Origin of the sequence: Pseudomonas sp. IzPS59, assembly GCF_014863505.1 — a bacterium.
Taxonomy (GTDB): Bacteria; Pseudomonadota; Gammaproteobacteria; order Pseudomonadales; family Pseudomonadaceae; genus Aquipseudomonas; species Aquipseudomonas kribbensis.
The window spans coordinates 1,972,935-1,997,455 of the sequence record NZ_CP062251.1 but is presented as its reverse complement, the minus strand read 5'-3'; the positions used below and the strand labels follow the sequence as shown (position 1 = coordinate 1,997,455).

The 24,521-nt window shown below is 60.4% G+C and carries 25 protein-coding genes and 1 tRNA gene; 10 read left to right on the top strand and 16 right to left on the bottom strand.

All coding sequences use genetic code 11. The annotated features are described in order from the left end of the window. The first annotated feature begins 23 nt into the window (after positions 1-23). On the top strand, positions 24-752 hold the full coding sequence (locus IF189_RS09115) for an aspartate/glutamate racemase family protein (protein ID WP_085711883.1): 729 nt from the start codon (positions 24-26) through the stop codon (positions 750-752). On the opposite strand, the gene IF189_RS09110 is transcribed toward IF189_RS09115, so the two are convergent. Continuing rightward, on the bottom strand, positions 721-1,662 hold the full coding sequence (locus IF189_RS09110; RefSeq protein ID WP_192553143.1) for a LysR family transcriptional regulator: 942 nt from the start codon (positions 1,660-1,662) through the stop codon (positions 721-723). The genes IF189_RS09115 and IF189_RS09110 overlap by 32 nt on opposite strands. Before the next feature lie 125 nt (positions 1,663-1,787). Between IF189_RS09110 and IF189_RS09105 the strand changes: the two genes are divergently transcribed. Beyond that, positions 1,788-2,534: a 3-oxoacyl-ACP reductase family protein gene (locus tag IF189_RS09105; RefSeq protein WP_192553142.1), complete on the top strand. Its 747-nt coding sequence runs from the start codon at positions 1,788-1,790 to the stop codon at positions 2,532-2,534. 69 nt (positions 2,535-2,603) lie between these two features. On the opposite strand, the gene IF189_RS09100 is transcribed toward IF189_RS09105, so the two are convergent. Further along, positions 2,604-3,299, bottom strand: a complete 696-nt coding sequence (locus IF189_RS09100; RefSeq protein WP_085732375.1) for an HAD-IA family hydrolase — start codon at positions 3,297-3,299, stop codon at positions 2,604-2,606. 247 nt (positions 3,300-3,546) lie between these two features. Between IF189_RS09100 and IF189_RS09095 the strand changes: the two genes are divergently transcribed. Beyond that, positions 3,547-8,331: an RHS repeat protein gene (locus IF189_RS09095; protein WP_192553141.1), complete on the top strand. Its 4,785-nt coding sequence runs from the start codon at positions 3,547-3,549 to the stop codon at positions 8,329-8,331. Further along, the gene (locus tag IF189_RS09090) at positions 8,328-8,648 is read left to right on the top strand and encodes a contact-dependent growth inhibition system immunity protein (protein WP_192553140.1); all 321 of its coding nucleotides are present in this window, start codon (positions 8,328-8,330) and stop codon (positions 8,646-8,648) included. The genes IF189_RS09095 and IF189_RS09090 overlap by 4 nt, the downstream gene beginning before the upstream one ends. A 131-nt stretch (positions 8,649-8,779) precedes the next feature. Here the strand turns inward: IF189_RS09090 and IF189_RS09085 are convergent, their stop codons facing one another. The 4 genes from IF189_RS09085 to IF189_RS09070 all read right to left on the bottom strand — a co-directional run bounded on the left by IF189_RS09085 (position 8,780) and on the right by IF189_RS09070 (position 10,487). Beyond that, complete coding sequence (locus IF189_RS09085; RefSeq protein ID WP_167443766.1) at positions 8,780-8,947, bottom strand: hypothetical protein; 168 nt, start codon at positions 8,945-8,947, stop codon at positions 8,780-8,782. A 120-nt stretch (positions 8,948-9,067) separates the two neighbouring features. Next, positions 9,068-9,484, bottom strand: coding sequence for a hypothetical protein (locus IF189_RS09080; RefSeq protein WP_085710667.1), 417 nt, complete (start codon positions 9,482-9,484; stop codon positions 9,068-9,070). A gap of 135 nt (positions 9,485-9,619) precedes the next feature. Beyond that, positions 9,620-9,988: a bacteriocin gene (locus IF189_RS09075; RefSeq protein WP_085710666.1), complete on the bottom strand. Its 369-nt coding sequence runs from the start codon at positions 9,986-9,988 to the stop codon at positions 9,620-9,622. A gap of 310 nt (positions 9,989-10,298) precedes the next feature. Further along, positions 10,299-10,487 carry a hypothetical protein gene (locus tag IF189_RS09070; RefSeq protein WP_085701198.1) on the bottom strand — a complete coding sequence of 63 codons (189 nt, stop codon included), beginning with the start codon at positions 10,485-10,487 and terminating at the stop codon, positions 10,299-10,301. Between the two features lie 243 nt (positions 10,488-10,730). Between IF189_RS09070 and IF189_RS09065 the strand changes: the two genes are divergently transcribed. Then, positions 10,731-11,006 (top strand): hypothetical protein, encoded by a 276-nt coding sequence (locus tag IF189_RS09065; protein WP_169429541.1) that lies wholly within the window; start codon positions 10,731-10,733, stop codon positions 11,004-11,006. A 54-nt stretch (positions 11,007-11,060) separates the two neighbouring features. Here IF189_RS09065 and IF189_RS09060 read toward each other — a convergent pair whose 3' ends face one another. The 3 genes from IF189_RS09060 to IF189_RS28980 all read right to left on the bottom strand — a co-directional run bounded on the left by IF189_RS09060 (position 11,061) and on the right by IF189_RS28980 (position 11,867). Further along, positions 11,061-11,381: a YbjQ family protein gene (locus tag IF189_RS09060; protein WP_007959944.1), complete on the bottom strand. Its 321-nt coding sequence runs from the start codon at positions 11,379-11,381 to the stop codon at positions 11,061-11,063. A gap of 153 nt (positions 11,382-11,534) precedes the next feature. Beyond that, positions 11,535-11,624: transfer RNA gene (locus tag IF189_RS09055), tRNA-Ser, on the bottom strand. Between the two features lie 114 nt (positions 11,625-11,738). Next, positions 11,739-11,867, bottom strand: a complete 129-nt coding sequence (locus tag IF189_RS28980; protein WP_263974457.1) for a hypothetical protein — start codon at positions 11,865-11,867, stop codon at positions 11,739-11,741. 64 nt (positions 11,868-11,931) lie between these two features. Between IF189_RS28980 and IF189_RS09050 the strand changes: the two genes are divergently transcribed. The 3 genes from IF189_RS09050 (at position 11,932) to IF189_RS09040 (ending at position 14,664) form a co-directional block, all read left to right on the top strand. Further along, positions 11,932-12,621: a crotonase/enoyl-CoA hydratase family protein gene (locus IF189_RS09050; RefSeq protein ID WP_085732367.1), complete on the top strand. Its 690-nt coding sequence runs from the start codon at positions 11,932-11,934 to the stop codon at positions 12,619-12,621. Between the two features lie 214 nt (positions 12,622-12,835). After that, complete coding sequence (locus tag IF189_RS09045) at positions 12,836-13,558, top strand: 1-acylglycerol-3-phosphate O-acyltransferase (RefSeq protein ID WP_085710663.1); 723 nt, start codon at positions 12,836-12,838, stop codon at positions 13,556-13,558. A 134-nt stretch (positions 13,559-13,692) separates the two neighbouring features. Beyond that, positions 13,693-14,664, top strand: coding sequence for a magnesium and cobalt transport protein CorA (locus IF189_RS09040; RefSeq protein WP_134825980.1), 972 nt, complete (start codon positions 13,693-13,695; stop codon positions 14,662-14,664). Between the two features lie 39 nt (positions 14,665-14,703). Here the strand turns inward: IF189_RS09040 and IF189_RS09035 are convergent, their stop codons facing one another. From IF189_RS09035 to IF189_RS09025, 3 genes are all read right to left on the bottom strand, one after another. After that, entirely contained in the window at positions 14,704-15,426 is a 723-nt protein-coding gene (locus tag IF189_RS09035) for an amidotransferase (protein ID WP_085710661.1), read from the bottom strand. Between the two features lie 95 nt (positions 15,427-15,521). Further along, positions 15,522-17,666 carry a 3-hydroxyacyl-CoA dehydrogenase NAD-binding domain-containing protein gene (locus IF189_RS09030; RefSeq protein WP_134825979.1) on the bottom strand — a complete coding sequence of 715 codons (2,145 nt, stop codon included), beginning with the start codon at positions 17,664-17,666 and terminating at the stop codon, positions 15,522-15,524. 17 nt (positions 17,667-17,683) lie between these two features. Continuing rightward, positions 17,684-18,889 (bottom strand): acetyl-CoA C-acetyltransferase, encoded by a 1,206-nt coding sequence (locus IF189_RS09025; protein ID WP_134825978.1) that lies wholly within the window; start codon positions 18,887-18,889, stop codon positions 17,684-17,686. 284 nt (positions 18,890-19,173) lie between these two features. Between IF189_RS09025 and IF189_RS09020 the strand changes: the two genes are divergently transcribed. Together IF189_RS09020 and IF189_RS09015 are read left to right on the top strand one after the other, a co-directional pair. After that, positions 19,174-19,377, top strand: coding sequence for a hypothetical protein (locus tag IF189_RS09020; protein WP_192553622.1), 204 nt, complete (start codon positions 19,174-19,176; stop codon positions 19,375-19,377). Between the two features lie 95 nt (positions 19,378-19,472). Continuing rightward, positions 19,473-20,294: a c-type cytochrome gene (locus IF189_RS09015; RefSeq protein ID WP_134826184.1), complete on the top strand. Its 822-nt coding sequence runs from the start codon at positions 19,473-19,475 to the stop codon at positions 20,292-20,294. 124 nt (positions 20,295-20,418) lie between these two features. On the opposite strand, the gene IF189_RS09010 is transcribed toward IF189_RS09015, so the two are convergent. From IF189_RS09010 to IF189_RS08995, 4 genes are all read right to left on the bottom strand, one after another. Further along, positions 20,419-21,234 carry a transglutaminase family protein gene (locus tag IF189_RS09010; protein ID WP_134825977.1) on the bottom strand — a complete coding sequence of 272 codons (816 nt, stop codon included), beginning with the start codon at positions 21,232-21,234 and terminating at the stop codon, positions 20,419-20,421. Beyond that, entirely contained in the window at positions 21,231-22,181 is a 951-nt protein-coding gene (locus IF189_RS09005; RefSeq protein WP_085710656.1) for an alpha-E domain-containing protein, read from the bottom strand. The genes IF189_RS09010 and IF189_RS09005 overlap by 4 nt, the downstream gene beginning before the upstream one ends. Positions 22,182-22,193: 12 nt before the next feature. After that, entirely contained in the window at positions 22,194-23,603 is a 1,410-nt protein-coding gene (locus IF189_RS09000) for a circularly permuted type 2 ATP-grasp protein (RefSeq protein WP_192553139.1), read from the bottom strand. Between the two features lie 476 nt (positions 23,604-24,079). Continuing rightward, entirely contained in the window at positions 24,080-24,427 is a 348-nt protein-coding gene (locus tag IF189_RS08995; protein ID WP_007960698.1) for a ribonuclease E inhibitor RraB, read from the bottom strand. Positions 24,428-24,521 lie beyond the last annotated feature (94 nt).

Sequence of the window (24,521 nt, the reverse complement as noted above, 5' to 3'; positions counted from 1 at the left end):
ACCAACCGTAATAAGGACTTCCCATGCGAATTCTCGTGGTCAACGTCAACACCACCGAATCCATCACCCAAGCCATCGCCCGCTCGGCGCAGGCTGTGGCCTCCCCCGGCACCGAGATCGTCGGCCTGACGCCGTACTTCGGCGCCGATTCAGTCGAAGGCAATTTCGAAAGTTATCTGGCGGCCATCGCCGTGATGGATCGGGTGATGTCCTACGACCAGCCGTTCGACGCGGTGATTCAGGCCGGCTACGGCGAACACGGTCGCGAAGGTTTGCAGGAATTGCTCAATGTGCCGGTGGTGGACATCACCGATGCGGCGGCCAGCACCGCGATGTTTCTGGGCCACGCCTATTCGGTGGTCACCACACTGGATCGCACCGTGCCGTTGATCGAGGATCGCCTGAAACTCTCGGGCCTGTGGGATCGCTGCGCCTCAGTGCGGGCCAGCGGCCTGGCGGTTCTGGAGCTGGAGCACGAACCGCAGCGGGCGCTGGAAGCGATCGTGCATCAGGCCGAACTGGCGGTGACTCAGGATAAAGCCGAAGTGATCTGCCTCGGTTGCGGCGGCATGGCCGGGCTCGATGAAAAAATTCGTCAGCGTACCGGCGTACCGGTGATCGATGGCGTCACCGCTGCCGTCACCATCGCCGAGTCGCTGGTGCGCCTGGGTCTGTCGACGTCCAAGGTGCGGACCTATGCGACGCCGCGGCCAAAAACCATCATCGGCTGGCCAGCACGTTTTGCGCGTTGAACCGCTCGGCGAGACCCTGGGTTGAAAATTGCTCGATGATGAAATCGACGAACGCCCGGGTCTTGCCCGGCAGCAGTTTGTGCTCGGCGTAATAGATGGAGATGTTGCCGTCATCGACGTACCAGTCGGGCAAGACCCGTTGTAACGTGCCTGCCTCCAGATAGCCGACAGCAAACGGCATGCTCACCAACGCAATCCCCAGCCCCTGCGCCGCCGTGGCGCAGGCGGCTTCGGAATCGCTCATGGTCATTCGCGCCGTGAGGGTCAACGGGCTGTGTTGCTGCGTGCGATGGGTCAACTGCCAGGAACGCACGCGACCGGTCTGCGGTGAGCGGATCAGGATGCCCTCGTGCAGCTTGAGATCGTCCGGCTCGCTGATCGGCGCGTGCCGATCCAGATAATCCGCCGAAGCCACCAACACCCGATGCGCCGGCGTCAGCCTGCGCGCCACCACGCCTTGGGGCAGCTCGAAGCCACCGCCAATCGCCGCATCGAAACCCTGGCCGATCAGATCGACCTGTCGGTTATCGAAATGCCAGTCCGGGTTGATCGCCGGGAACCTTGTCAGGAACTCCCCCAGCAACGGCACGATGTACAAGCGGCCGAACACCGTGCCCATGCTGACTTTCAACGTACCCGCCGGTTGACCGCCGGCGCTGGCCAGATTGCTCACAGCATTCTGGATGGTGGTCAGGCTGCCGCTGACCTCACTCAGAAACAATTGCCCCGCTTCCGTCAGGGTCAATCTTCGGGTGCTACGCTGGAACAGCCTCACGCCGAGGCGCGCTTCCAGCTTCGCCACGCTTTTCCCCACGGCGGCCGGTGTAAGGCTCAGGCGACGCGCGGCTTCGGCAAAGCTGCCGACTTCGGCGCTGCGAACGAAGCATTCGATACTGCTGAAGGTTTCCATGGCCGCCATTCCAAACTTTTGGTTTACACAGACTATAGCAACCACGGTCTACTCGCCCGGTGGCGAGGGGCAGATACTCGACACCACACCAAGGCAGCCTGCCTTGAAACTTCTGGAGATCGAACATGACCACTCAACACCTCAGCGGTAAAGTCGCTCTGATTCAAGGCGGCTCTCGCGGCATCGGTGCCGCCATCGTCAAGCGCCTGGCCGCCGAAGGCGCCGCGGTTGCCTTCACCTACGTCAGCTCCGCCGCCAAGGCTGAAGAACTGCAAAACAGCATCACCGCCACCGGCGGCAAAGCCCTGGCGATCAAGGCCGACAGCGCTGATGCCGGTGCCATCCGCAACGCCGTGAATGCGACCGTCGAAACCTTTGGCCGCCTCGACATTCTGGTCAACAACGCCGGCGTACTGGCCGTCGCCCCGCTGGAAGACTTCAAACTGGAAGACTTCGACCAGACCCTGGCGATCAACGTGCGCAGCGTGTTCATCGCCAGCCAGGAAGCCGCCAAACATATGGGCGAAGGCTCGCGCATCATCAACATCGGCAGCACCAACGCCGACCGCATGCCCTTCGCCGGCGGTGGCGTGTATGCGATGAGCAAATCCGCCCTGGTGGGCCTGACCAAAGGCCTGGCCCGCGACCTCGGCCCACGGGGCATCACCATCAACAACGTGCAGCCCGGCCCGGTGGACACCGACATGAACCCGGCCCACGGCGACTTTGCCGAAAGCCTGATTCCGCTGATGGCGGTCGGTCGTTACGGCAAAGCCGAGGAAATCGCCAGCTTCGTCGCCTACCTCGCAGGCCCGGAAGCCGGTTACATCACCGGTGCGAGCCTGAGTATCGACGGTGGTTTCGGCGCCTGATTGTTTCGAGTGATCGAAAAACGCCGCCCCTCTTTTAATAGAGGGGCGGCGTTTTTATCTGCGGTCTGGTCAGGCCCAATCGAGCGCCGGCAATCCGCATGCACTCGGCGTGAACGCTTTCAACGTACGAAGAATCCCGTCGGCGTGTGCGTATTTTTCATCGGCCATGGCGGCATCGGGAATGGCGATGGCGGTCATGCCGGCTGCTTTCGCGGCTGTCACGCCGAACGGCGAATCCTCGAACACCAGACAATCTTCCGGCGCCACACCGAGGCGGCGAGCGGCGGTGAGGAAAATGTCCGGCGCCGGTTTGGCCGCGCCGACTTCCGGGTCGTCGGCGGTGACGATGAAGTCGAACAACGCAAACCAGTCGCGGTGCAACGTGGTTTTCTGACCGAACGACTGGCGCGACGAACTGGTACCGACGGCAATCGGAATGTTGTGCGCCTTGAGGTGACGGATCAGTTCCTCGGCACCCGGCATCGCTTGCGCGGTGGGAAAACGCTCGCGCATCAGCGGCTCGCGAATCACCAGGAACTCTTCGGCGGTGATCGGCAGATCCAGCGCTTCAACCACATAGCGCGCCAGATCTCCGGCACCGCGACCAATGATGTTCTGCTTGATGCTCCAGTCGAAGGTACGCCCGTAACGCTCGGCAATCAGCGAGGTGACCTCGGTGTAGATGCCCTCGGTGTCCAGCAGCAAGCCGTCCATATCGAAAATCACGGCCTTGATCGGGCCGAACGCCTTCATCGGTGCATTCATCATCGGATCCGTTATCAAAAACATCCCAGGCGGCATCGGGTACCGCTGCTCGGATCTGATTAAAGGGTTCAGCAGCATAGCGAGCGCGGCCGAGGTTGAGCAACGGGCAATGTCGGTTGTCCGCCGAACGTCCCCTGACACATTTAGAGAATTGCCCTACAGACATCGCCTACTCGGCTGACTTCTTTCCTGTTTGATCCCCCGCAAAGTTTCGCGCCATCCCCTTGATGCGCGCGAGTGACTGCGAATGCTTCCATCCGATCGACTCCTGAAACTGAACAACAGCATTGGTTTGCTGGTGGTCGCTGCGCTGAACCCTGATCAGCCCGACGCCGAGAAGCTGTTTCAGGAGTTCCGCCTCTGCCTCAACAACTATGAAAGCTGGGCCGAGCAGTTCTGGACGGGAACCGCGCTGGATGTCGACCAGGTGTTCAAGGTCGGCAACGATGTCCAGCTCAGTGCTCCGATTGCCAGCCGAAAACCCATCAGCTCCTCAGTGGCCATGTGTTCTGCCACTGGCTCCCTGACGCTGGTGCACATGTTCGAAGCCGCGCGCTTCGTGCCGATCGGCGATACGCCGGTGACCCTGGAACCGGTCATTTCCGATGTCGGCGGTGTCCTGTCATTCGGCGAACCGCAGCATTACACCATCGGCCCCAGCGGCATTCTCGAGGTCGACAACTGCGACCGGGGCCAGCGTTATCGCATCACCTTCTTTCCCGATGTTTCCACCGCGCATGTCCAGACGCTGTATGCCTCGTATCAGGGGCTTATCGATGGCCTGGAAAAATGGTTGCGTGAGGAATGGGTCGGGTTTCAACCGCAATGGGCGGAGTTTTCCAGCGCGGGTTTCCTGGAGCGTTACGGTCAATTGCAGCAGGCCGACTGGCGCGGTTTCGAAACGGCGCTGAATGGCGTCTGGGATGACGTGAAACAGCTGTTCGCCCTGCTCGCCGACCTGCAGGCCAACAGCGAAAAACTGCTGCAATACCTGTCCGGCGTCGAGCTGGAAGCCTTGCTTGAGGCCTCCTCCGAAGCCATCGCCAATGGCTTGCTGATGCTCAGCGACGAGCCGTTGCTGTTCATTCATCTGGCAGCTTTTACCAGTTGGCTGAAGATGCTGCCGCCGCAGTACCTCGCCGAGGTGGTGGCTGAAGTTCGGGCGGAGTTGCTGGTCAGTTTTCTGCTGATGTGCGTGTCGGGCGGCATGGGTGTACCGATGCGGTTGAGCGCCAAGGTACTCGGCAAGGTCAAGTCGCCGCGCGCCCGGGAATGGCTGGCGGCATCAGCGTTGCGGTTGGCGGAACTGACTTCGGCGCCCGATCTGACCCGGCATGCGGGCGCTTTGAAACCGCTGATGATCAATGCACGTCCGGCACCATTGCGGCCGACACCTGCGGTTCCGCTGGAGATTCGCACGGCGGATGCGCGGGTGTTGACGGTGCCCAACCCGGCGGCCATTGCACGTAACAAGTCCCACGGCTCGACCCGAATGGAGCGGCATGAGCCTCGCGATGATGCGTCGGCTCAGGCGAAAAACCCTAACGGTGACAGCGCCGACTGTGTGCCCCGGACCTGCACCAACGGTTGTCCGGTGTCGATGGTCACTGGCGAAGAGCTGCTGACGCTGACCGATGGCGTGCTGGATGGATTGCTGCCGTTCGAGTTCAGCCGCTTGTATCGCACCAGTGCGGTTGAGATTGATGTCGGACTGGGGTTTGGCTGGAGCCATTCGCTGGCGCATCGGCTGGAGGTCGAGGGTGCTTCGGTGGTCTGGGTTGACCATGAGAACCGGCGGACGCGGTTTCCAATCCCAAGCGTTGAGCGGCCGGCGATTCACAACAGTCTGTCGCGGGCGGCGATCTTTCTTGGGGATGAGCCGGAGGAGTTGATCGTTGCGCTGGCGGGGGACGCGGCGCGGTTTTATCACTTTCGGGCTGGGCGTCTTACTGCCGTCAGCGATGCGTACAGCAACCGGTTGCGTATTACGCGTGATCGTCTGGATCGCGTTGAGCGCCTCGATAACGGGGCCGGTCGTTGTTTGTTGCTGCGCTACGAGCGGGCGCATCTGGTCGCGGTCGATTATCAGGTTTTTTCTGAGTCTGCCTGGCGCACCGAGCAGACGCTGGTCAGCTACCGCTTCGATGCCCGTCATCGGTTGATCGAAGCGACCAATGCCGTTGGCGAAAGCGAGCGTTACGACTACGACGACCAGCACGTCATCCTGCAACGGCAGTTAACGGGCGGCGCGAGCTTCTTCTGGGAGTGGGAGCGTTCCGGCAAGGCGGCACGTTGCGTGCGGCACTGGGCGTCGTTTTCGCAGATGGACACGCGTTACGTCTGGGATGATGCCGGCTCTGTTCGGGTGCAGTACGTCGATGGCCGTGAAGAGGTTTACGTCCACGACGACACGGCGCGGCTGGTGCGTCAGGTCGCCGCCGACGGGGGTGAACAGCTCAAGGCCTACGATTCGGCGGGCCGACTGGTCGCCGAGCAGGATGCGCTGGGGGCGGTCACCGAGTACCGCTACGACGACGTCGGACGGCTGGTCGCGCTGATTCCGCCGGACGATGCACCGACATCCTACGAGTACCGCAATGGTTTCCTGCACAGCCGTAGCCGGGGCGAGGCGGAGTGGACCTACCGGCGCAATACCCAGGGCGATATCACCGAGGCGGTCGATCCCGACGGTCATGTCACCCATTACCACTACGACCTGCAGGGACGGCTGCTGTCGATCCGTTATCCGGACAGTGGTCGCCATGTGTTTGTGTGGAACGACCTTGGCCAGTTGGTCGAGGAAAGCCTGCCAGACGGCGGGGTGCGGAAATTCTCCTACGACGCGTTGGGGCGGCGGATTACTGCGCAGGACGAACACGGTGCGGTCACCCGTCATGCGTGGGACGCCGTTGGCCGCCTGATCCAGACCACCTCGCCAAATGGTGCCACTCGCGCCTGGTCCTATAGCACCTACGGCCAGATCACCGCCGAACGCGATGAACTGGGGCGCATCACCCGCTACGAGTATGACGACGACCTGCACCTGGTCAGCCGGCGGATCAACCCCGACGGCACGTGGCTGCAGTACCGCTACGACCACGCGCAGCTGCTGCTCACAGAGATCGAGAACGAATCCGGCGAAAAGTACCTGCTGGACTACACGTCCACCGGATTGATCCGACAGGAAACCGGCTTCGATGGGCGGCGCACTGCTTACGCCTACGACCGCAACGGCCATCTGCTGGAAAAAACCGAGTTCGGTGACGACGGCTCGACGCTGGTCACCGCTTACCAACGCGACCGTGACGGACGCCTGCTGCTCAAGACCCTGCCGGACGGGGTTGAGGTCAGCTACCGCTACGACCGCCTCGGTCGGCTGGTCGGTGTGGACGACGGCCAGGATCATCCGCTGGCCTTCGAATACGACCTGCAGGACCGCCTGGTGCGCGAGCATCAGGGCTGGGGCACCTTGCGTTACACCTACGACGCCTGCGGCCAGCTCAGCCGGATGCGTCTGCCGGACAATAGCAAACTCGATTACCACTACGCCAAGGGTGGCGCGCTGACCGCGATCGACCTTAATGGCGCCTTGCTGACCCGCCACGTCTACCAGAACGGCCGTGAACAGCAGCGCCAGCAAGGCCTGTTGCTCAGCGAATATGCCTACGACGAGCAGGGCCGCTTGCGAGTGCATTCGGTTCATCAACATGACCGAGCCCTGTACTTGCGTCACTACAGCTACGCGGTCAACGGCAACCTGGCGTCTATCGCCGACAGCCGTCACGGTCAACGCAGTTACTATTACGACGCTCTCGACCGTCTGGCCAGCGTGCGTCACACCCGCGACGACGTGCCGGAAAACTTCGCCCACGACCCGGCCGGCAACCTGTTGCTGCAGAACCGTCCAGGCCCGACCAGCATCAAGGGCAATCGCCTGCTGATGCAGGGTGATCGCCATTACGACTACGACGCCTTCGGCAACCTGATCCGCGAACGCCGCGGCCGCGCCCAACAACTCGTCACTGCATACCGCTACGACAGCCAGCACCGCCTGATCGGCCTGACCCGCCCGGACGGCACCAGCGCCACCTATCACTACGACGCCTTCGGCCGCCGTATCCGCAAAACCGTCAACGGCCAGACCACCGAGTACTTCTGGCAAGGCGACCACCTGATCGCCGAAAGCAGCCAGGAACAGCATCGCAGCTTCATCTACGAACCCGGCACCTTCCGCCCCCTGGCCCTGCTTGACGGCCAAGGCCCGAAACGCGCCTGCCCGTTCTACTACCAGCTCGACCACCTCGGCACTCCGCAAGAGCTGACCGACTACAGCGGCGAGATCGTCTGGTCAGCCAAATACAGCGCCTACGGCAAGGTCACCTCGCTGGAACTGGCGACCGACGATTACCTCGACCAGCCGCTGCGCTTTCAAGGCCAGTACTTCGATGCGGAAAGCGGGCTGCATTACAACCGGCACCGCTACTACGACCCGGACGTTGGACGGTACCTGACGCCGGATCCGGTGAAGCTGGCGGGTGGGTTGAATCAGTACCGGTACGTGCCGAATCCGACGGGGTGGGTGGATCCGTTGGGGTTGAGTTGCAATCCGTGCCCGGGATCGAAGACAGCCGATGGGCCTTACAGTGAGATTGTTCCTGGCGGGGGTTTGGCGACTCATGAAGCACAAGGAGGCCACCTCATTCTCAAACACGTGGGTAGAACAGATACTCAGCTAGCTCAAAGATTGCTAGCCGAGCCGAACATTCCGGCAGCATCAACCTTTCGTGATCGAGCATCTGCAGAGGCTGCTGTATCGGAAGCTATATCGGCGAACTCAGTGAAAATAAGAGACTTCTTGGCTAGTAACAAAGGGAAAACAACTATCACACATCAGTTGCAGATACCGGTGGGTGTAAGCATGCCCAATGGGCACCCTCACTCCTTACCTGCAACAAAATTACTTTTGGTGCTAAAACGGGATGCCCAGTTACCTTTGGGATATTTCTTACTAACCGGGTTCCCAGAGTTATGAACAAAGACCTTCCCGAACTGCACGATTTTTTTGGGGCGTATTTCCATCAGGACTGGATGATGGAGCACGATAGTGCCGACCTTGTATTGACAAGCTTTCTTGATGAGGCAGGTGAAGCAGAATTGATACTAATCAGGAACGAACTGCAGACGTTGATTAACTGGGGAAAGAATGAGGCAGCTCTCAGGAGCTATCTGCTATCCGAGCTCAGTTGCTACTACTGCTATTGGAATGATTGGAGGTCTGGTGAAATATGGCTACTGCACATCATGAGCAAGCTGAACGAAAAAATAAAACCGTCAGGTAATGCTGTCTAACAGCTCTCCATCGGCCTCTAAAATAACTGGGTTGCGAATCAATAATCCAAGGAAGACTTTCCAGACCTCGACTCTCAAAGGGCCTGTAACAAAGGCCCGCTCAAAGCTCGAAATCACACATTCAAAGCCCATCACTCATCATCATCAAAATCCTCATACTCAAGCTCTTCCCCCTCACCCTCCCAAAGCGGAACCGTCGCATCATCCATCAACGACCCCGGATCTTCATTCCCCGGATCATTGATAAACGGCAACCCGCTCGGGCCTTTTTCTTCCTTGCCTTCGGTTTCGGGAGTCATGATGCACCTCGGAAGCTCAGCGTGTAGACGTTCGAAAAGTATGGTCGCTAAACGTTCCGGCGCATTACGTGCGAACACAAAAAACCCGGCACAAGGCCGGGTTTCAGTAACTCCGCTTGCTCAGCGGTGACGATATTTGTGTTTGTGCTTGTGGCCACCACCGGAATGCGATTTTCCGCCATCGCCTCCCAGGCTGTTGCCCACTGCACCACCTGCCGCGCCGCCGAGTCCGGCACCGACAGCCGAGCCGGTAGATCCACCGACGCTGTTGCCCAGCACTGAACCACCCGCCGCGCCAAGACCGCCACCAATCGCGGCCTCCGTACGATTACGCTTGTTCGCTCCGACGGCACTGCCGGCTGCACCGCCAACGCCCGCGCCCACTGCGGCGCCGGTGCTGCCGCCGAGTTGTCCGCCGACCACGTTACCCAGCACACCCCCCAGACCACCACCGACCGCCGCGGAACCATCGCCGGCAGCCATGGCGCCTTGCGCCACGAGCAATCCTAAAACCAACGCAGTTAAAGTCGATCGCATACAGACCTCGCAGGTCCCGGATCGGGACGGTACGCCCGGAAGGGGCTATACGGAATTGGAGGCGAATTCCGGAAAAACGTTCAGCAACGAAAAGGCCCGGCATAAAGCCGGGCCTTTTCAGACATGCATTCGCAATCAGTGACGCTTGTGGCCCTTGGACAGGTTGCTGCCCACCGCGCCGCCCGCTGCGCCGCCCAGGCCGGCGCCGATGGTCGCGCCGTTCTTGCCACCCAGGCTGTTGCCGATGATCGAACCACCTGCCGCGCCTACACCGCCGCCAATGGCCGCTTTGGTGCGAGCACCTTTCTTCGCTGCCAAAGCACCGCCAGCCGCGCCGGCCAGGCCAGCGCCGATGGCCGCGCCGCTGCTGCCGCCCATTTTCTGGCCGACCACATTACCCAGCGCGCCACCCAGGCCACCACCCAGTGCGGCGGTACCATCACCGGCCATTGCACCTTGAGCGACCAGAAGCCCCAGAACCAGAGCAGGCAGAGTTAAACGCATGACGAAAACCTCAAAAGAAGGAAGAAAAAGGGCGCAGATTGAATGCTGTTACCGCGGCAATGTCCAGTGCCACAGCGCACTTGGCGCCGATTGGACAGCGATTTTGGAAAAGGTTTTATCGCAGGCAAAAAAAAGCCCGCTGGGGAGACGGGCTGGAGACTTGCTTTCTAACGGATGGCTTCACCCTACGTAGACCGGTGTGAAAAGTTTGTGAAAGAAACCGGACGGTTCCGCAATTTCCGTAGGACGCTTCTCTATAAAATCAGCAATCAAAAACCCCGCTCAATGGCGGGGTTCTGTGGCATCCGGATTACTTCCTGGAACGTGTCGTCACCTTGGGCAGAAATTTTGCTTTCGGCCCCTTGGGTGCTGTCGACTTGATCTTGCCGGTCTGCACCGGATCTTCGCCAAAGCCCGCCTGATACTCGGTCTGGCCACAGCGCACGCAATTGTTGAATGGAAATTCAGCCCCGTCGTCTTCGATGTACGGATCAGTCATCTCTTCACCCCTTTCAAAAGCGGGCCGATACCGGCAAGACCCTTTTGCCTGAAAAAATATCGACCTCCAAGGCTTTTGAGACTAGCCGGTCATTCCTGGACTTGTGATTCAGATCACCCGAAGCCCGACGAATGGCCTACAGAAATTAAACACAATGTTCAGACCACTGGTCCTACGGAGCTAAAGATTCCCAACCACAGGCCGTTGCCCTTTTTCCTACGCAATGAATCTCAAGGAGAGAACATGGAAATCAAAGGATTCCCACCGATGCCTGTTGTAAAGCTCACGGACGAGCAGATCGCCGCTGGTAAAGCCGGGGCGGAAAAATTCAAGGAGAAGCTTGCCTCAGGCGAGATCGTCATCAAGCCGCTCGACGGACCTAGTCCTGTACAGCCTGGTAAACCTGGCGTCATCTACCATCCAGACCCGGTCCAGCCTGGCGGTACGCCGATGGTTGCAATCGATACCCCCCTGACCTACGACTCTAAAGGCACTGTCGTACTCAAACCACAGGGCTGATTGTCAGCAACGAGCCCATTCCGTTGAATGGGCTCACACACGCTAAACCAACGATCAACGCAGCTTGACCGCCGTACCGGTCGCAAACACCACAACCATACCGCCCTTCCCCGCCGGCATGCTGATCTCGAAGTCCACTCCGACCACCGCATCCGCCTGCAACGCCCGCGCCCGTTCCTTGATTTCGTCGGTCGCCTGAACACGCGCCTCCTTCAACGCCCGCTCCAGCGTCTGCGAACGTCCACCGAAAAAGTCCCGCATCCCGGCGAACATATCGCGAATCACATTCACGCCCTGCACCGACTCGGCACTGACAATGTCCAGATACGCCGTGATCTGCCGGCCTTCGATGGAGTGAGTGGTGGAAATGATCATGGAAGTCGTCCTTTTACATACAGATAAAACCGCGATTGTACTGCCCCGGCCAAAAGACGCCGAACCCAACTCTGTGAGCAAAAAAATCCGGACGCCTGAATGCACAAAACCCCTGGTTTCTTGCGAAACCAGGGGTTTTGTTTACATCGAATTTGGCGGTGAAGGAGAGATTCGAACTCTCGATACAGTTTCCTGTATACACACTTTCCAGGCGTGCTCCTTAAGCCACTCGGACACTTCACCGTATCTCTTCAAACATGTTCTGTCTGTCGAGGCGCGCTAATGTAGTCGAAAGCTTTTCTGATGGCAAACTTTTTTTCAGAATTTTCATGCGGTTAAGAGAAAAAGTCGTTTCCGTCATCGATAGGCCATGGCGATCCGGCCAATCTCGGGTGGGCGCGGCCCTTCTATATAGGTGCGCAGGCGTTTGTCGTGGGGCACGTTGCGGCGGATCAGCCGCTCAAGGGTGACCGGCGGGTCAGTCACAGTGCTTTACCTGACCGGCGACGGTGGGTAACGTCTGCCCATCTTTCTTATAAGGAATTGCGCCATGAGCGACCTGATTGCCTACCACCTCGAAGACGGTATCGCGACCCTGACCCTGAGCAACGGCAAGGTCAACGCCATTTCCCCGGACGTGATCGCGGCCTTCAACGCGGCGCTGGATCAGGCGGTGGCGGATCGTGCAATCGTGATCATTACTGGCCAGCCGGGCATTCTGTCCGGCGGCTACGATTTGAAAGTGATGACCGCCGGCCCTAAAGAAGCCGTGTCCCTGGTAACCGCTGGTTCGACCCTCGCCCGTCGTCTGCTGTCGCACCCGTTCCCTGTGATCGTTGCCTGCCCAGGTCATGCCGTGGCCAAAGGCGCTTTCATTCTGTTGTCCGCCGATTACCGGATCGGTGTCGATGGCCCGTTCAGCATTGGTCTGAACGAAGTGCAGATCGGCATGACCATGCACCACGCCGGCATCGAGCTGGCTCGTGATCGTCTGCGTCGCTCGGCTTTCCACCGTTCGGTGATCAACGGCGAAATGTTCGATCCGCAAAGCGCTGTGGATGCCGGTTTCCTCGACAAGGTGGTTTCTGCCGAAGAACTGCAAGGTGCCGCCCTCGCCGCCGCGCGTCAGTTGAAGAAGATCAACATGACCGCGCACAAGAACACCAAGCTCAAAGTGCGCAAGGCGCTGCTGGAAACCCTGGATAACGCGATCATTCAGGATCAGGAACACCTGGGCTGATCCCCTTTGCTCATCTAAAGAAAAGCCCGACCGTCGTGTCGGGCTTTTTCTTACATGCGCGGTTTAAAACTCTTCGGCAGCTCTAGGACGCCTCTGACCGACAAGTCGGAAACATGCGCTTAAACATCGCCCATCTCCTGACTCTATAGCGGCAATTGCCGAAAACAGTGCACATCCGTACACTGCGCCACCTTTTGTCCCGGTGGGCCTGAAAATGCTGTTCGTGTTTCGTATGTTATTGATGGGCCTGCACTTTATGCTGGCGGGTGTACTCGGGGTGATTCTCGGGCTGTGCCGGCCATTCAATCCGGACAACAGTCGCCTGTGCGCCCGTCTCTATGCCCTGCCGGCAATGTGCATTCTGCGCCTGCGAGTGAAGGCCGACGTCGGTCAATTGATGAACAAGCCCGACAGCTGCGTGATCATCGCCAACCACCAGTCCAACTATGACCTGTTCGTGTTCGGCAACGTGGTGCCGCGTCGTACCGTGTGCATCGGCAAAAAAAGCCTGAAATGGGTGCCGCTGTTTGGCCAGTTGTTCTGGCTGGCCGGCAACGTGTTGATCGATCGTGGGAACGCGCACAAGGCGCGCCAGTCGATGCTGACGACCACAGACACCTTGCAGCACAAAGACACCTCGATCTGGGTGTTCCCGGAAGGTACGCGCAACCTGGGCGAAGAACTGCTGCCGTTCAAGAAAGGCGCGTTTCAGATGGCCATCGCCGCCGGTGTGCCGATCGTTCCAGTGTGTGTCAGCAGCTACATCAAGCACATGCGCCTGAACCGCTGGCGCAGCGGGAAAATTCTCATACGCTCGCTGCCGGCGATCCCTACCGCAGGCCTGACCATGGACGACATGCCCATGCTCATCAGCCAGTGCCGCGAACAGATGCGCGAGTGCATCGATGCGATGGATCGGCAGCTTCAAGCTGCGTGAAAAAGAAACCCGCCCTGTGCGGGTTTTCTTTTGCCCGGTGAACTGTGCAGATTTCACTGACTCTCAAGCAACGACACGGCTAAGCTGAAGCCATGCCTCCCCTGCCATCTGCCAAGAAGAAGTGAACCACCACCATGGGTCGAGTTGTTGCTGCTGCGGTTTACAGCGCCGGTAAGAAAGTCACTAATATTTCCCTCGATGAAGGCGCCGCCTGGGCCGCCAAGACCGGGCACTTTGTCTGGATCGGCCTCGAAGAGCCGAACGCCCAGGAGCTGGCCAACCTGCAACGCCAGTTCAACCTGCACGAACTGGCCATCGAGGACGCCCTGGAAAAACACAGCCGTCCAAAACTGGAAACCTTCGGCGACGCCTTGTTCATCGTCACCTACTCGCCCGTGCGCGAACACGGCATTCTGCAGTTCATCGAAACTCATATCTTCGCCGGCAAGGGCTACATCATCACCGCCCGCAATGGCCATTCGGCGTCCTACGCTCATGTCCGCCAACGCTGTGAGGCGCGGCCGCTGTTGCTGGAACACGGGGAAGATTTCGTACTGTATGCGCTGCTGGATTTCGTGATCGAAAACTACCAGCCGGTGGGTGAAGCGATCCACGCCGAGATCGATGAACTGGAGCGCAACGTGTTGTGCAGCGCGCTGAATGAGCACGACATCCAGAAGCTTCATGGCCTGCGCCGCGATGTGCTGCGCTTGCGTCGGTACGCGGCGCCAATGGTGGAAATCGGCGAAGAGTTGCAGAAGCTGAGCTTCCCCTTCATCGACAAGAACATGCGCCCTTACTTCCGCGATGTGCAGATCCATGTCACGCGGCAGATGGAAGACCTGACCACCCTGGCTGACATTGCGAGTCAGACCATCGAGATCGGTGTACTGCTGGAGGCGTCACGGCAAAGCGTGGTGCAGCGCAAGTTCGCGGCATGGGCGGCGATTCTGGCGTTCCCGACGGCGGTCGCCGGGATCTACGGGATGAACTTCCAGAACATGCCGGAGCTGAGCTGGCACTACGGCTATTTCGCCGTGCTGGGCTTTATCACCGTGGGTTGCGTTGGGTTGTGGGCGAGCTTCAAGAAATCAGGCTGGCTGTAAGGGAAAAAGCCCCCGTGCAGGACACGGGGGCTTTCGGACTCAAGCGGCGTCTGGCTTGTGCGCCACGAAACGCATCATCCATTCCGCCACCGTGGTGCCGTGGTGATCGCTCTCAAGGCTGGCCACGCCCTTGCTATAGATCTGTTCGCCCAGCGCTTCCTGACGCAGATCCAGCAGCGCCCGCGAATAATCGTGAATGAATTCCGGATGCCCCTGGAAGCACAGCACCTGATCATTGATGTGGTACGCGGCAAACGGGCAGAAATCGCTGGAAGCAATCACCGTGGCGTTCTCCGGCAGCGCCGTGACCTGGTCCTGGTGGCTAATCAGCAAGGTCAGCTCTTCACGCACCGGACTCATCCACGGAGCCTTGGCCGCCAGTTTGTAGTTGTGAGTACCGACGCCCCAGCCCTGGGTCGCACGCTCGCTCTTGCCACCCAGCAACAGCGCCAGCAGTTGATGGCCGAAGCACACGCCCAGCAGTTTGTCGCCGCGCTCATAGCGGGTCAGCAGGTATTGCTTGAGGGTCTGGATCCACGGGTCGGTGCCGAACGAGTCAGCCTTGCTGCCCGTGATCAGGTACGCATCGAAGGTCAGGTCATCACTTGGATAGTCGCCCTGCATCACGTTGTACACCGTGAACTCGGCGGCAATCGGCTGTTGCGAGAACAGGCGCTGGAACATCTGCCCGTATCCCTGATATTCATCGACCAGTTCCGGACGCAGGATGTCGGTTTCCAGAATGCAGATGCGTAGCGACATAAAAAATTCCTGACACGTGATGGGAATAATGCACACCCCAGAGCCTGCCCTGAAACCACCCGGCAAGGCAAGCCCCGGAATGCTTCCCCGACCCGCTAGAACAGCTCGCCGCTGGCAGCCTTTTGCAGCAGCAGCGCTGGCGGTGCGAAACGCTCGCCGTACTGTTCAGCCAGGTACTGCGCCCGCGCGACAAAGTCCTTCACGCCATATTGATTGATGAACTGCAACGCGCCGCCCGTCCACGCCGCGAAACCGATGCCGAAGATCGAGCCGACGTTGGCGTCCGCCGTCGACGTCAGCACGCCCTCCTCCACACAGCGCACGGTTTCGATGGCCTGTACGAACAGCAACCGGTCACGCACATCCTTCGGCGAAATCTGCCCGTCGGCTTTCTCGAAACGGGTTTTCAGCTCCGACCACAAGTGTTTCTGGCCGCCCGCCGGGTACTCGTAAAAACCGCCTCCTGCCGCCTTGCCCGGCCGCTTGTATTCGTTGAGCAGCAAGTCAATCACGGCGAACGCCGGGTGCTCAATCAGCGGTTTCCCTTCTGCTTGCAGGTCTTTGGCCGTTTGTTGACGGATATGGCTCATCAGGCTGAGGGAAACTTCGTCGGAGATCGCCAGAGGCCCGATGGGCATGCCGGCCTTGCGTGCTTCAGTCTCGATCATTGGCGCGCTGACGCCTTCCCCGAGCATGGCAATGCCTTCGTTAGTGAAAGTGCCGAACACCCGCGAGGTGAAGAAGCCGCGACTGTCGTTGACCACGATCGGAGTTTTCTTGATTTGCAGTACGAAATCGAACCCCCGTGCGAGGGTTTCGTCGCTGGTTTGCGCGCCTTTGATGATTTCCACCAGTGGCATCTTTTCCACCGGACTGAAGAAGTGCAGGCCGATGAACTTGCTCTGATCCGGCACCGCAGCCGCCAGCCCGGTGATTGGCAGGGTCGAAGTATTGGAGGCAATCACCGCGTCGGCGCCAACCACCTGTTGCGCTGCTGCCGAGACCTTGGCCTTGAGTTCACGATCCTCAAACACCGCCTCGATGATCAGATCGCAACCCGCCAGATCGGCGTCATTTTCAGTGGTCCTGATACGCGCCAGCACCGCTTCACGCTGCTGGGCAGTCATCTGCCCCCGGCCGACTTTCTTGTCCAGCAACGCCGCCGAATGCGCCTTGCCCTTTTCGGCAGCCGCGAGGTTGATGTCCTTGAGCACCACGTCGATTCCGGCCACCGCGCTGACGTAGGCGATTCCCGCGCCCATCATCCCGGCGCCGAGGACGCCCACGCGCTTCGTCACATAAGGCGCAAAGCCCTGCGGACGCGAACCGCCGGCATTGATTTCATTGAGCTGGAACCAGAACGTGCCAATCAGGTTTTTCGAGATCTGGCCGGTGGTCAATTCCGTGAAATAACGGGTTTCGATCAGGTGCGCGGTATCGAAATCGACCTGTGCGCCCTCCACCGCCGCGCAGAGAATCTTCTCCGGCGCCGGCAACGTGCCCTGAGTCTTGGTGCGCAGGATCGACGGCGCAATCGCCAGCATCTGTGCGACTTTCGGGTTCGACGGCGTGCCGCCGGGAATCTGATAGCCCTTCACATCCCAGCGCTGCACCGCCGCAGGATTGGCCAGAATCCAGGCACGGGCCTTGGCCAGCAGCTCATCTCGATCCGCCGCCAGCTCATCGATCAGACCCGCCTGCAACGCCTGCTGCGGACGGACTTTCTTGCCTTCGAGCAGATACGGCAGGGCCTTTTCGATGCCGAGCATGCGCACCATGCGCACCACTCCGCCGCCACCCGGCAACAGGCCGAGGGTCACTTCCGGCAGGCCGAGTTGCACCGAAGCATCGTCCAGCGCCACGCGGTGGTGGCAGGCCAGGCAGATTTCCCAGCCGCCACCGAGCGCCGCGCCGTTGATCGCCGCGACCACCGGTTTGCCGAGGGTTTCCAGGGTGCGCAACTGGCCCTTGAGGGTCAGCACCATGTCGTAGAAGGCCTTGGCTTCGGGCTTGCCGACCTTGATCAGTTCATTCAGGTCGCCACCGGCGAAGAAGGTTTTCTTGGCCGAAGTGATGATCACCCCGGCGATGTCATCTTTTTCCGCGAGCAGTCGGGCGACGCTTTCGGCCATGGCTTCGCGGTACACCGCGTTCATGGTGTTGGCGCTCTGGCCCGGCATGTCGATGGTCAGGAGGACGATGCCGTCCTGGCCTTTTTCGTAACGAATGGCTTGGGTCATGACAGGTTTCCTTGGAATCAGAGGCGTTCGATGATGGTGGCGATGCCCATGCCGCCGCCGACGCACAGCGTCGCCAGGCCATAGCGCAGGCGACGGGCTTCCAGTTCATCGAGCAAGGTGCCGAGAATCGCGCAACCGGTGGCGCCCAGCGGATGGCCCATCGCAATCGAACCGCCATTGACGTTGACCTTGTCCGGGTCGACAGCCATGTCCTTGATGAATTTCAGCACCACCGAGGCAAACGCCTCGTTGACTTCGAACAGGTCAATGTCTTCGACCCGCAGCCCGGCCTTGGCCAGTGCCTTGCGGGTGGCCGGCGCCGGGCCGGTGAGCATGATGGTCGGGTCGGTACTGGTGACCGCCGTGGCAACGATTCGCGCCCGGGGTTGCAGGCCCAACTCGCGCCCCTTGGCTTCGGAGCCGATCAGCATCAGCGCCGCACCATCAACGATTCCCGAACTGTTGCCCGGTGTGTGCACATGGTTGATGCGCTCGACATGGCTGTAGACCCGCAGCGCCGTGGCGTCGAAGCCCATCTGGCCGATCATTTCGAAACTCGGCTTGAGTTTGCCCAGGCCTTCGAGGGTCGATTCGGCGCGAATGAACTCATCGTGATCGAGCAGAATGATGCCGTTCTGATCCTGCACCGGTACCAACGATTTGTTGAACGAACCGTCGGCCCGGGCCCGGGCGGCCTTCTGTTGCGAATGCAGCGCGTAGGCATCGACGTCCTGACGGCTGAAGCCTTCAAGGGTGGCGATCAGGTCGGCACCGACGCCTTGAGGGGTGAAATGGCTGTGCAGGTTGGTTTGCGGATCCAGCGCCCAGGCGCCGCCGTCGCTACCCATCGGCACGCGGGACATGGATTCGACGCCGCCTACGACCACCAGCTCTTCGAACCCGGAACGCACTTTCATCGCTCCCAGGTTCACCGCTTCCAGCCCCGAGGCGCAGAAGCGGTTGATCTGCACGCCAGCGACGCTGACGTCCCAATCGGCCACCTGCACGGAGGTCTTGGCGATGTCCGAGCCTTGATCGCCAATCGGCGTGACACAACCGAGCACCACGTCATCGACCTGGCTGGTGTCCAGCGCCGTGCGCGCCTGCAGCGCGGTCAGCAACCCGGCCACCAGGTTCACCGGTTTGACGCTGTGCAGCGAACCGTCGGCCTTGCCTCTGCCACGGGGCGTGCGTAATGCGTCGAAAATCAAAGCTTGGGTCATGGCGTTCTCGAACCTGTGCGGTGAGTGAAATTCGTGCCTCCACTCTTGGCCGGGACGGTCACGGATTCAATGACCACAGCGCTCAATGACGTTGACGTGCACGCTCAGACGGACGGTCATTCCCGGCCAGGTTAACCGGTTCAGGTCACCGAGCTGTCTAGCAAAAGGGCGGCAAAGAAGCTGGCAATGGGCCTCATGCCTTTTTAATCGCGACTGGTAGCAAATACATATGAAATGGATCTAAGCCAAGCGTGACGCGGGCCCTAAGGTGAACATGTACGTCGTTGTCGTCGGGTTTTGCCGAGGCAGGCGTTCTTCAACAGGAAGTGCAGCGCTTGCCGTCATGGATATGCAGGCAGGCATCAGGAAATAACAAAAAAGGCGGTAAAGCCATGTTCAAACAACCGAAAGTTCGTCAAGCAGGGCTCATTCTTTTCGCCACGACGCTGTTGTTGATTTTGCCGAATCTGACCAAGGTCATCGGCTGATTCAAGCGGCAGGTATTGTTCATCGCCACTGAAAATGTGACTGGCCCGCTACCCGGGCCAGCGTGGCTGTGCCAATCTCTGCGCACTTCCACGACATGGACGGCGATCACTTGAAAGCGCTCATTCTGTTCGGGGCCATGCTGCTGAGCCTGCCCCTGTCTGCCGCACAGCTGAACCTGGAGCTGGGCGAGAACAGCCGCACCTGGCAGACCGAGGAACTGCTCAAGCATCCTCAGGTGCAAACCCTCACGATCAAGAATGATGTGTCCTACAAGCAGGACATGACTTATCGCGCCGTGCCGATTGCCGCGCTGCTGACCGGCATCAAACCCGAAGATCACCTGCAAGCCGTAGCGCTGGACGGTTTTGCCGCAGAGCTGTCCGCCGCGCCGCTACTGAACAACAAAGGCTCACGCGCCTGGCTGGCCATTGAAGACCCGGCCCACCCCTGGCCGCCGCTGTCGGAGGGCAAGCACAGCGCCGGGCCGTTCTATCTGGTGTGGACCGATCCGCAGGCCGGCAATATCAGCCCGGAACAATGGCCGTTCGAAGTTGCCAGCATCAAGCGCATGGCGCCGGTGGCCGAGCGTTTCCCTGCCCTGCTGCCGGATCCTGCGTTGAAGGCCGATGACCCGGTGAATCAGGGTTTTGCGCTGTTCCAGAAAAACTGCCTGGCCTGTCACCGCCTGAATGGCGCAGGGGATGCGCAGTTCGGGCCGGACCTGAATATTCCGTACAACCCGACCGAGTACTTCGGCGCGGACTTCCTCAAGCGCTACATCCGCGATCCGCAGAGCCTGCGTCAGTGGCCGCAGGCGAAGATGCCGGGCTTTTCCGCCGAGGTGTTGCCGGACGCGGATCTGCAGAAACTGATCGGATATTTGCAGCACATGGCCGGGCGCAAGGTTAAGCCTTGATCACTTGAGTCTTGCAGTGCTCTCACTGGCCTCTTCGCGGGCAAGCCCGCTCCCACAGGATCAGCGCATAACCTGTGGGAGCTGCGGTGCGACGAATCTTGCCAGCGATACGGTATTCCGGATCTTACTGCTGCTGCACCGAGATGACTGGCGCTGGCGCAGGCGTCGGCGACACCAGCACTTTCGCATGCATCTGCTCTGACCCGCCGCCCCGGCGCATGCCCCGCACCGGGCAGGCGTCGAGGTAATCCAGTCCCACCGCCAATTTCAGGTGCCGCTCCGGCCGCGCCAGCTCATTGGTCACGTCGAAGCTGTACCAGGCGTCATCGATCCAGGCTTCGGCCCAGGCGTGACTGGCCAGGTGTTCGCAATCCTCGCTGTACAGATAACCCGACACATACCGCGACGGCACCCCGAGGCTGCGCGTGCAGGCCAGAAACGCGTGGGTGTGGTCCTGGCAAACACCCGCCCGCCCGGCGAATGCCTCGGCGGCGCTGGTGTCGACTTCGGTGGAGCCCGGCGTGTAGGTCATGTGCTGATTCAGCCCATGCATCAGGTCAATCAAAGCGTTGCGGTCCCGTCGTTGTTTGCAGGACTTCTCGGCAAACGCCCGCAGCGCCTCGTCAGCCTCGGTCAGCCGGGTAAATCGCAGGAACGGCAGCGCCGACTGGCTCTCGTGCTCCGCTTCGCGCAATTCGTCGATATCGACCTGTCCACGGGCACCGATGATGATCGCTTCGTGGGGCTCGTCCATGGTCAGCACATGCAGGATGTTGCCGAACGGATCGAGCTGGGCCCGCACCGGGCGCGGCAGGTCGAGCTGCCAGCTCAGCACGTGCTGACGCTCGCTGTCGTGGGGTGTCAGGCGCAGATACTGGATGCTCGCCCGCACCTGATCTTCATAGTGATAGGTGGTCTCGTGGCTGATGGAAAGTCTCATGCGGCCTCCAGGTAGGAACTGTGAATGGCGTTGCCCAGCTGGCGCACCAGCGGGATGAACTCGGTGAGCCAGGCGTGCAGCCCTTCCTCAAGGATTTCTTGAATGCCGGTGTAGCGCAGGCGTGCGTCCATTTCCGCCGCCAGCCGTTGCGCAGGACGACCGTTGGCCCCCGGCAGTTGCGCCAGGATCTGGTCGATCTCTTCGGTGCAGGCCCGCAGCGAACGCGGCACATCGGCGCGCAACAGCAGCAACTCGGCGACGTGCCGGGCGCCGGGCGCGTCGCGGTAGATTTCGGTGTAAGCCTCGAACGAGGACAAGGCCCGCAACAAGGCGCTCCACTGGTAATAGGCGTGGGCGGTGCCGTCGCTGACCGCTTCGGCCTGATCGCCGGCCATTTCGTAACGGGCGTCAAGCAGGCGCAAAGTGTTGTCCGCCCGTTCGATGAACGTACCCAGGCGAATGAAGCGGAACGCGTCGTTGCGCATGATGGTGCCGTAGGACGCGCCACGGAACAGGTGCGAACGCTCCTTGATCCACTCGCAGAATCGGCTCATGCCATAACGGCTGAGGCCCTGATTGGCGATCCCGCGAATCTCCAGCCAGGTGGCGTTGATGTTCTCCCACATGTCGGCGGTGATCCGCCCACGCACCGCATGGGCACTGGCCCGCGCCGCACCGAGACAGCTGTAGATGCTCGCCGGGTTGGCGGCGTCGAGGGCGAAGAAATGCAGCAATCGCTCGGCATGCAGCTCGCCGTGGCGTTCCAGGTAATCGTCCAGGGTGCCGGTGATCATCAGCGGCATCGCCAGTTCGTGCAGACCGTCGCCACGGCCGTCCTGCGGCATCAGCGACAGCGAATAGCTCACATCCAGCATGCGGGCGAGGTTTTCCGCCCGCTCCAGGTAACGCGACATCCAGTACAGATCCGAGGCAGTTCTACTTAACATGGCAGGCTTCCTTCAATCCTCGACCACCCAGGTGTCCTTGGTTCCGCCGCCCTGGGATGAGTTCACCACCAGAGAGCCTTCACGCAGGGCGACACGGGTCAAACCGCCGGGCACGACCCGGGTTTCGCGACCGGACAATACGAACGGGCGCAGGTCGATATGGCGCGGCGCAATGCCGTTTTCGACAAAGGTCGGACAGGTCGACAGCGACAGCGTCGGTTGCGCGATGTACGCGTGGGGCTTGGCCTTGATCCGCTCGCGGAACACATCGATTTCCGCAGTCGTCGCTGCCGGCCCCACGAGCATTCCGTAACCGCCGGAGCCTTGGGTTTCCTTGACCACCAGATCCGGAAGATTGGCCAGCACATGGGAAAGTTCAGACGGATTGCGGCATTGCCACGTCGGCACGTTCTTCAGGATCGGCTCTTCATCGAGGTAGAAACGGATCATTTCGGTGACGAACGGATACACCGACTTGTCATCCGCCACCCCGGTGCCGATGGCATTGGCCAGCACCACGTTGCCGGAACGATAGGACGACAGCAGCCCCGGCACGCCGAGCATCGAATCCGGGCGGAACGCCAATGGATCAAGAAACGCGTCGTCGAGCCGGCGGTAGATCACGTCCACCGCTTTCGGGCCGTCGGTGGTGCGCATGAAGACCTTGTCGTCGCGCACGAACAGATCGGCGCCCTCGACCAGCTCCACGCCCATTTCCCGCGCCAGAAACGCATGCTCGAAAAACGCGCTGTTGAACCGCCCCGGTGTCAGCACCACCACACTCGGGTCGTCGATCGGACTTGAGCTTTTCAGGGTGTCGAGCAGAAGGTTCGGGTAATGGTCGATCGGAGCGATGCGCTGGGCCGCGAACAGCTCGGGGAACAGGCGCATCATCATCTTGCGGTCTTCGAGCATGTAGCTCACGCCGCTGGGCGTGCGCAGATTGTCCTCGAGCACGTAATAGGTGCCGTCGCCGTCGCGCACCAGATCGACGCCGGAGATGTGCGAATAGATATCGCGGTGCAGATCCAGGCCCTGCATTGCCAACTGGTATTGCTCGTTGGCCAGCACCTGCTCGGCGGGGATGATCCCGGCCTTGATGATTCGTTGCTCGTGGTAAAGGTCGGCGAGGAACATGTTCAACGCCTTGACCCGCTGGATGCAGCCGCACTCGACGATCCGCCATTCGCTGGCGGGAATGCTGCGCGGAATGGTGTCGAAGGGAATCAGGCGTTCTGTCCCTTGCTCGTCCCCGTAGAGCGTGAAAGTGATCCCGGCACGATGGAACAGCAGATCGGCCTCGCGTCGCCGCTGGGCCAGCAGTTCGTCAGGCGTGTCCGCCAGCCAGCGGGCAAACTCCCGGTAATGCGGGCGGACCTGGCCGCCGGCATCGTACATTTCATCAAAATAGGTGCGGATCATGCCGTACTCCTTGTCACCCCGGACCTACAGGCCTTCGCAAGGCCCGTGCCATCGGCATAAACGCTTTGATTTCAATCGGTTGGATATTCACGCCACACGCACCGCACCATTCCTGTGCGGCAAATGCCCCAACCTGATCGCCCCCGCTTCATTGCGACGCAGTCCTGTCGCCTATCACCAGCATAGTCAGAGTTGATTTCACTGCCCGGCGCCGGCTGCGGATAATCCGCACATCCGCTGCAAAACGTCCCTGACGAAGCACGCAGCCCAACTGACATGGCTTGCCCCGGCAGCCCTCCCGGCCGTAACCCTGACCGGTTTCCTCTCCTTCCGGTCTTCCCTTTCAGCCACCTCTCCTGGTGGCTTTTTTTTGCGCCGGATTCTTGTTTCAGGGTTTTGCCGTGCATTGTTCAAGGTGCAGAAACGACAACGGCCGACCCGAAGGTCAGCCGTTGCTCGACGTGTTGCGAGGGTGATCAGTTCAAACGATGACGGTTGCGCACCTCCTGCTTCACGCCCCAGCCTTCGATGATGCCGCCCAGAGGCTCGACCACTGCCGAAAAGCCCTGTTCGAAATCGCCGATGTCGTCGTAGGTTGCGTACATCACCTTGCTCAATTCCAGGGACCACGCGCCGTCGTCGCGCGCACTGACCTGGGCATTGATGGATTCACCGCGAAACTTGCCTGCCGCCCTGCGCGCCCGCTCCTCGTCCGGGAAAATGGCGTAGAACTCGATGGGATGGAATCGGGAAAAATCAAAACCGCCTTCTTTCATGCGGCGCAGCACGTTGCTGCTGATGTCTTCTTGATAGGCTGTGCTCATGAACGTCCCCCTCGCATAGATGGATAGACTTTCCGTATTCCCTGCGCATGGCCGAACGGCTCAGGCGTTACGGCAACCGTGTTGCCGACGGGAA

Coding starts and splice junctions, on each gene's coding strand:
- IF189_RS09115 (WP_085711883.1), top strand. CDS start 24: ATGCGAATTCTCGTGGTCAACGTCAACACCACCGAATCCATCACCCAA.
- IF189_RS09110 (WP_192553143.1), bottom strand. CDS start 1,662: ATGGAAACCTTCAGCAGTATCGAATGCTTCGTTCGCAGCGCCGAAGTC.
- IF189_RS09105 (WP_192553142.1), top strand. CDS start 1,788: ATGACCACTCAACACCTCAGCGGTAAAGTCGCTCTGATTCAAGGCGGC.
- IF189_RS09100 (WP_085732375.1), bottom strand. CDS start 3,299: ATGAATGCACCGATGAAGGCGTTCGGCCCGATCAAGGCCGTGATTTTC.
- IF189_RS09095 (WP_192553141.1), top strand. CDS start 3,547: ATGCTTCCATCCGATCGACTCCTGAAACTGAACAACAGCATTGGTTTG.
- IF189_RS09090 (WP_192553140.1), top strand. CDS start 8,328: ATGAACAAAGACCTTCCCGAACTGCACGATTTTTTTGGGGCGTATTTC.
- IF189_RS09085 (WP_167443766.1), bottom strand. CDS start 8,947: ATGACTCCCGAAACCGAAGGCAAGGAAGAAAAAGGCCCGAGCGGGTTG.
- IF189_RS09080 (WP_085710667.1), bottom strand. CDS start 9,484: ATGCGATCGACTTTAACTGCGTTGGTTTTAGGATTGCTCGTGGCGCAA.
- IF189_RS09075 (WP_085710666.1), bottom strand. CDS start 9,988: ATGCGTTTAACTCTGCCTGCTCTGGTTCTGGGGCTTCTGGTCGCTCAA.
- IF189_RS09070 (WP_085701198.1), bottom strand. CDS start 10,487: ATGACTGATCCGTACATCGAAGACGACGGGGCTGAATTTCCATTCAAC.
- IF189_RS09065 (WP_169429541.1), top strand. CDS start 10,731: ATGGAAATCAAAGGATTCCCACCGATGCCTGTTGTAAAGCTCACGGAC.
- IF189_RS09060 (WP_007959944.1), bottom strand. CDS start 11,381: ATGATCATTTCCACCACTCACTCCATCGAAGGCCGGCAGATCACGGCG.
- IF189_RS09050 (WP_085732367.1), top strand. CDS start 11,932: ATGAGCGACCTGATTGCCTACCACCTCGAAGACGGTATCGCGACCCTG.
- IF189_RS09045 (WP_085710663.1), top strand. CDS start 12,836: ATGCTGTTCGTGTTTCGTATGTTATTGATGGGCCTGCACTTTATGCTG.
- IF189_RS09040 (WP_134825980.1), top strand. CDS start 13,693: ATGGGTCGAGTTGTTGCTGCTGCGGTTTACAGCGCCGGTAAGAAAGTC.
- IF189_RS09035 (WP_085710661.1), bottom strand. CDS start 15,426: ATGTCGCTACGCATCTGCATTCTGGAAACCGACATCCTGCGTCCGGAA.
- IF189_RS09030 (WP_134825979.1), bottom strand. CDS start 17,666: ATGACCCAAGCCATTCGTTACGAAAAAGGCCAGGACGGCATCGTCCTC.
- IF189_RS09025 (WP_134825978.1), bottom strand. CDS start 18,889: ATGACCCAAGCTTTGATTTTCGACGCATTACGCACGCCCCGTGGCAGA.
- IF189_RS09015 (WP_134826184.1), top strand. CDS start 19,473: ATGGACGGCGATCACTTGAAAGCGCTCATTCTGTTCGGGGCCATGCTG.
- IF189_RS09010 (WP_134825977.1), bottom strand. CDS start 21,234: ATGAGACTTTCCATCAGCCACGAGACCACCTATCACTATGAAGATCAG.
- IF189_RS09005 (WP_085710656.1), bottom strand. CDS start 22,181: ATGTTAAGTAGAACTGCCTCGGATCTGTACTGGATGTCGCGTTACCTG.
- IF189_RS09000 (WP_192553139.1), bottom strand. CDS start 23,603: ATGATCCGCACCTATTTTGATGAAATGTACGATGCCGGCGGCCAGGTC.
- IF189_RS08995 (WP_007960698.1), bottom strand. CDS start 24,427: ATGAGCACAGCCTATCAAGAAGACATCAGCAGCAACGTGCTGCGCCGC.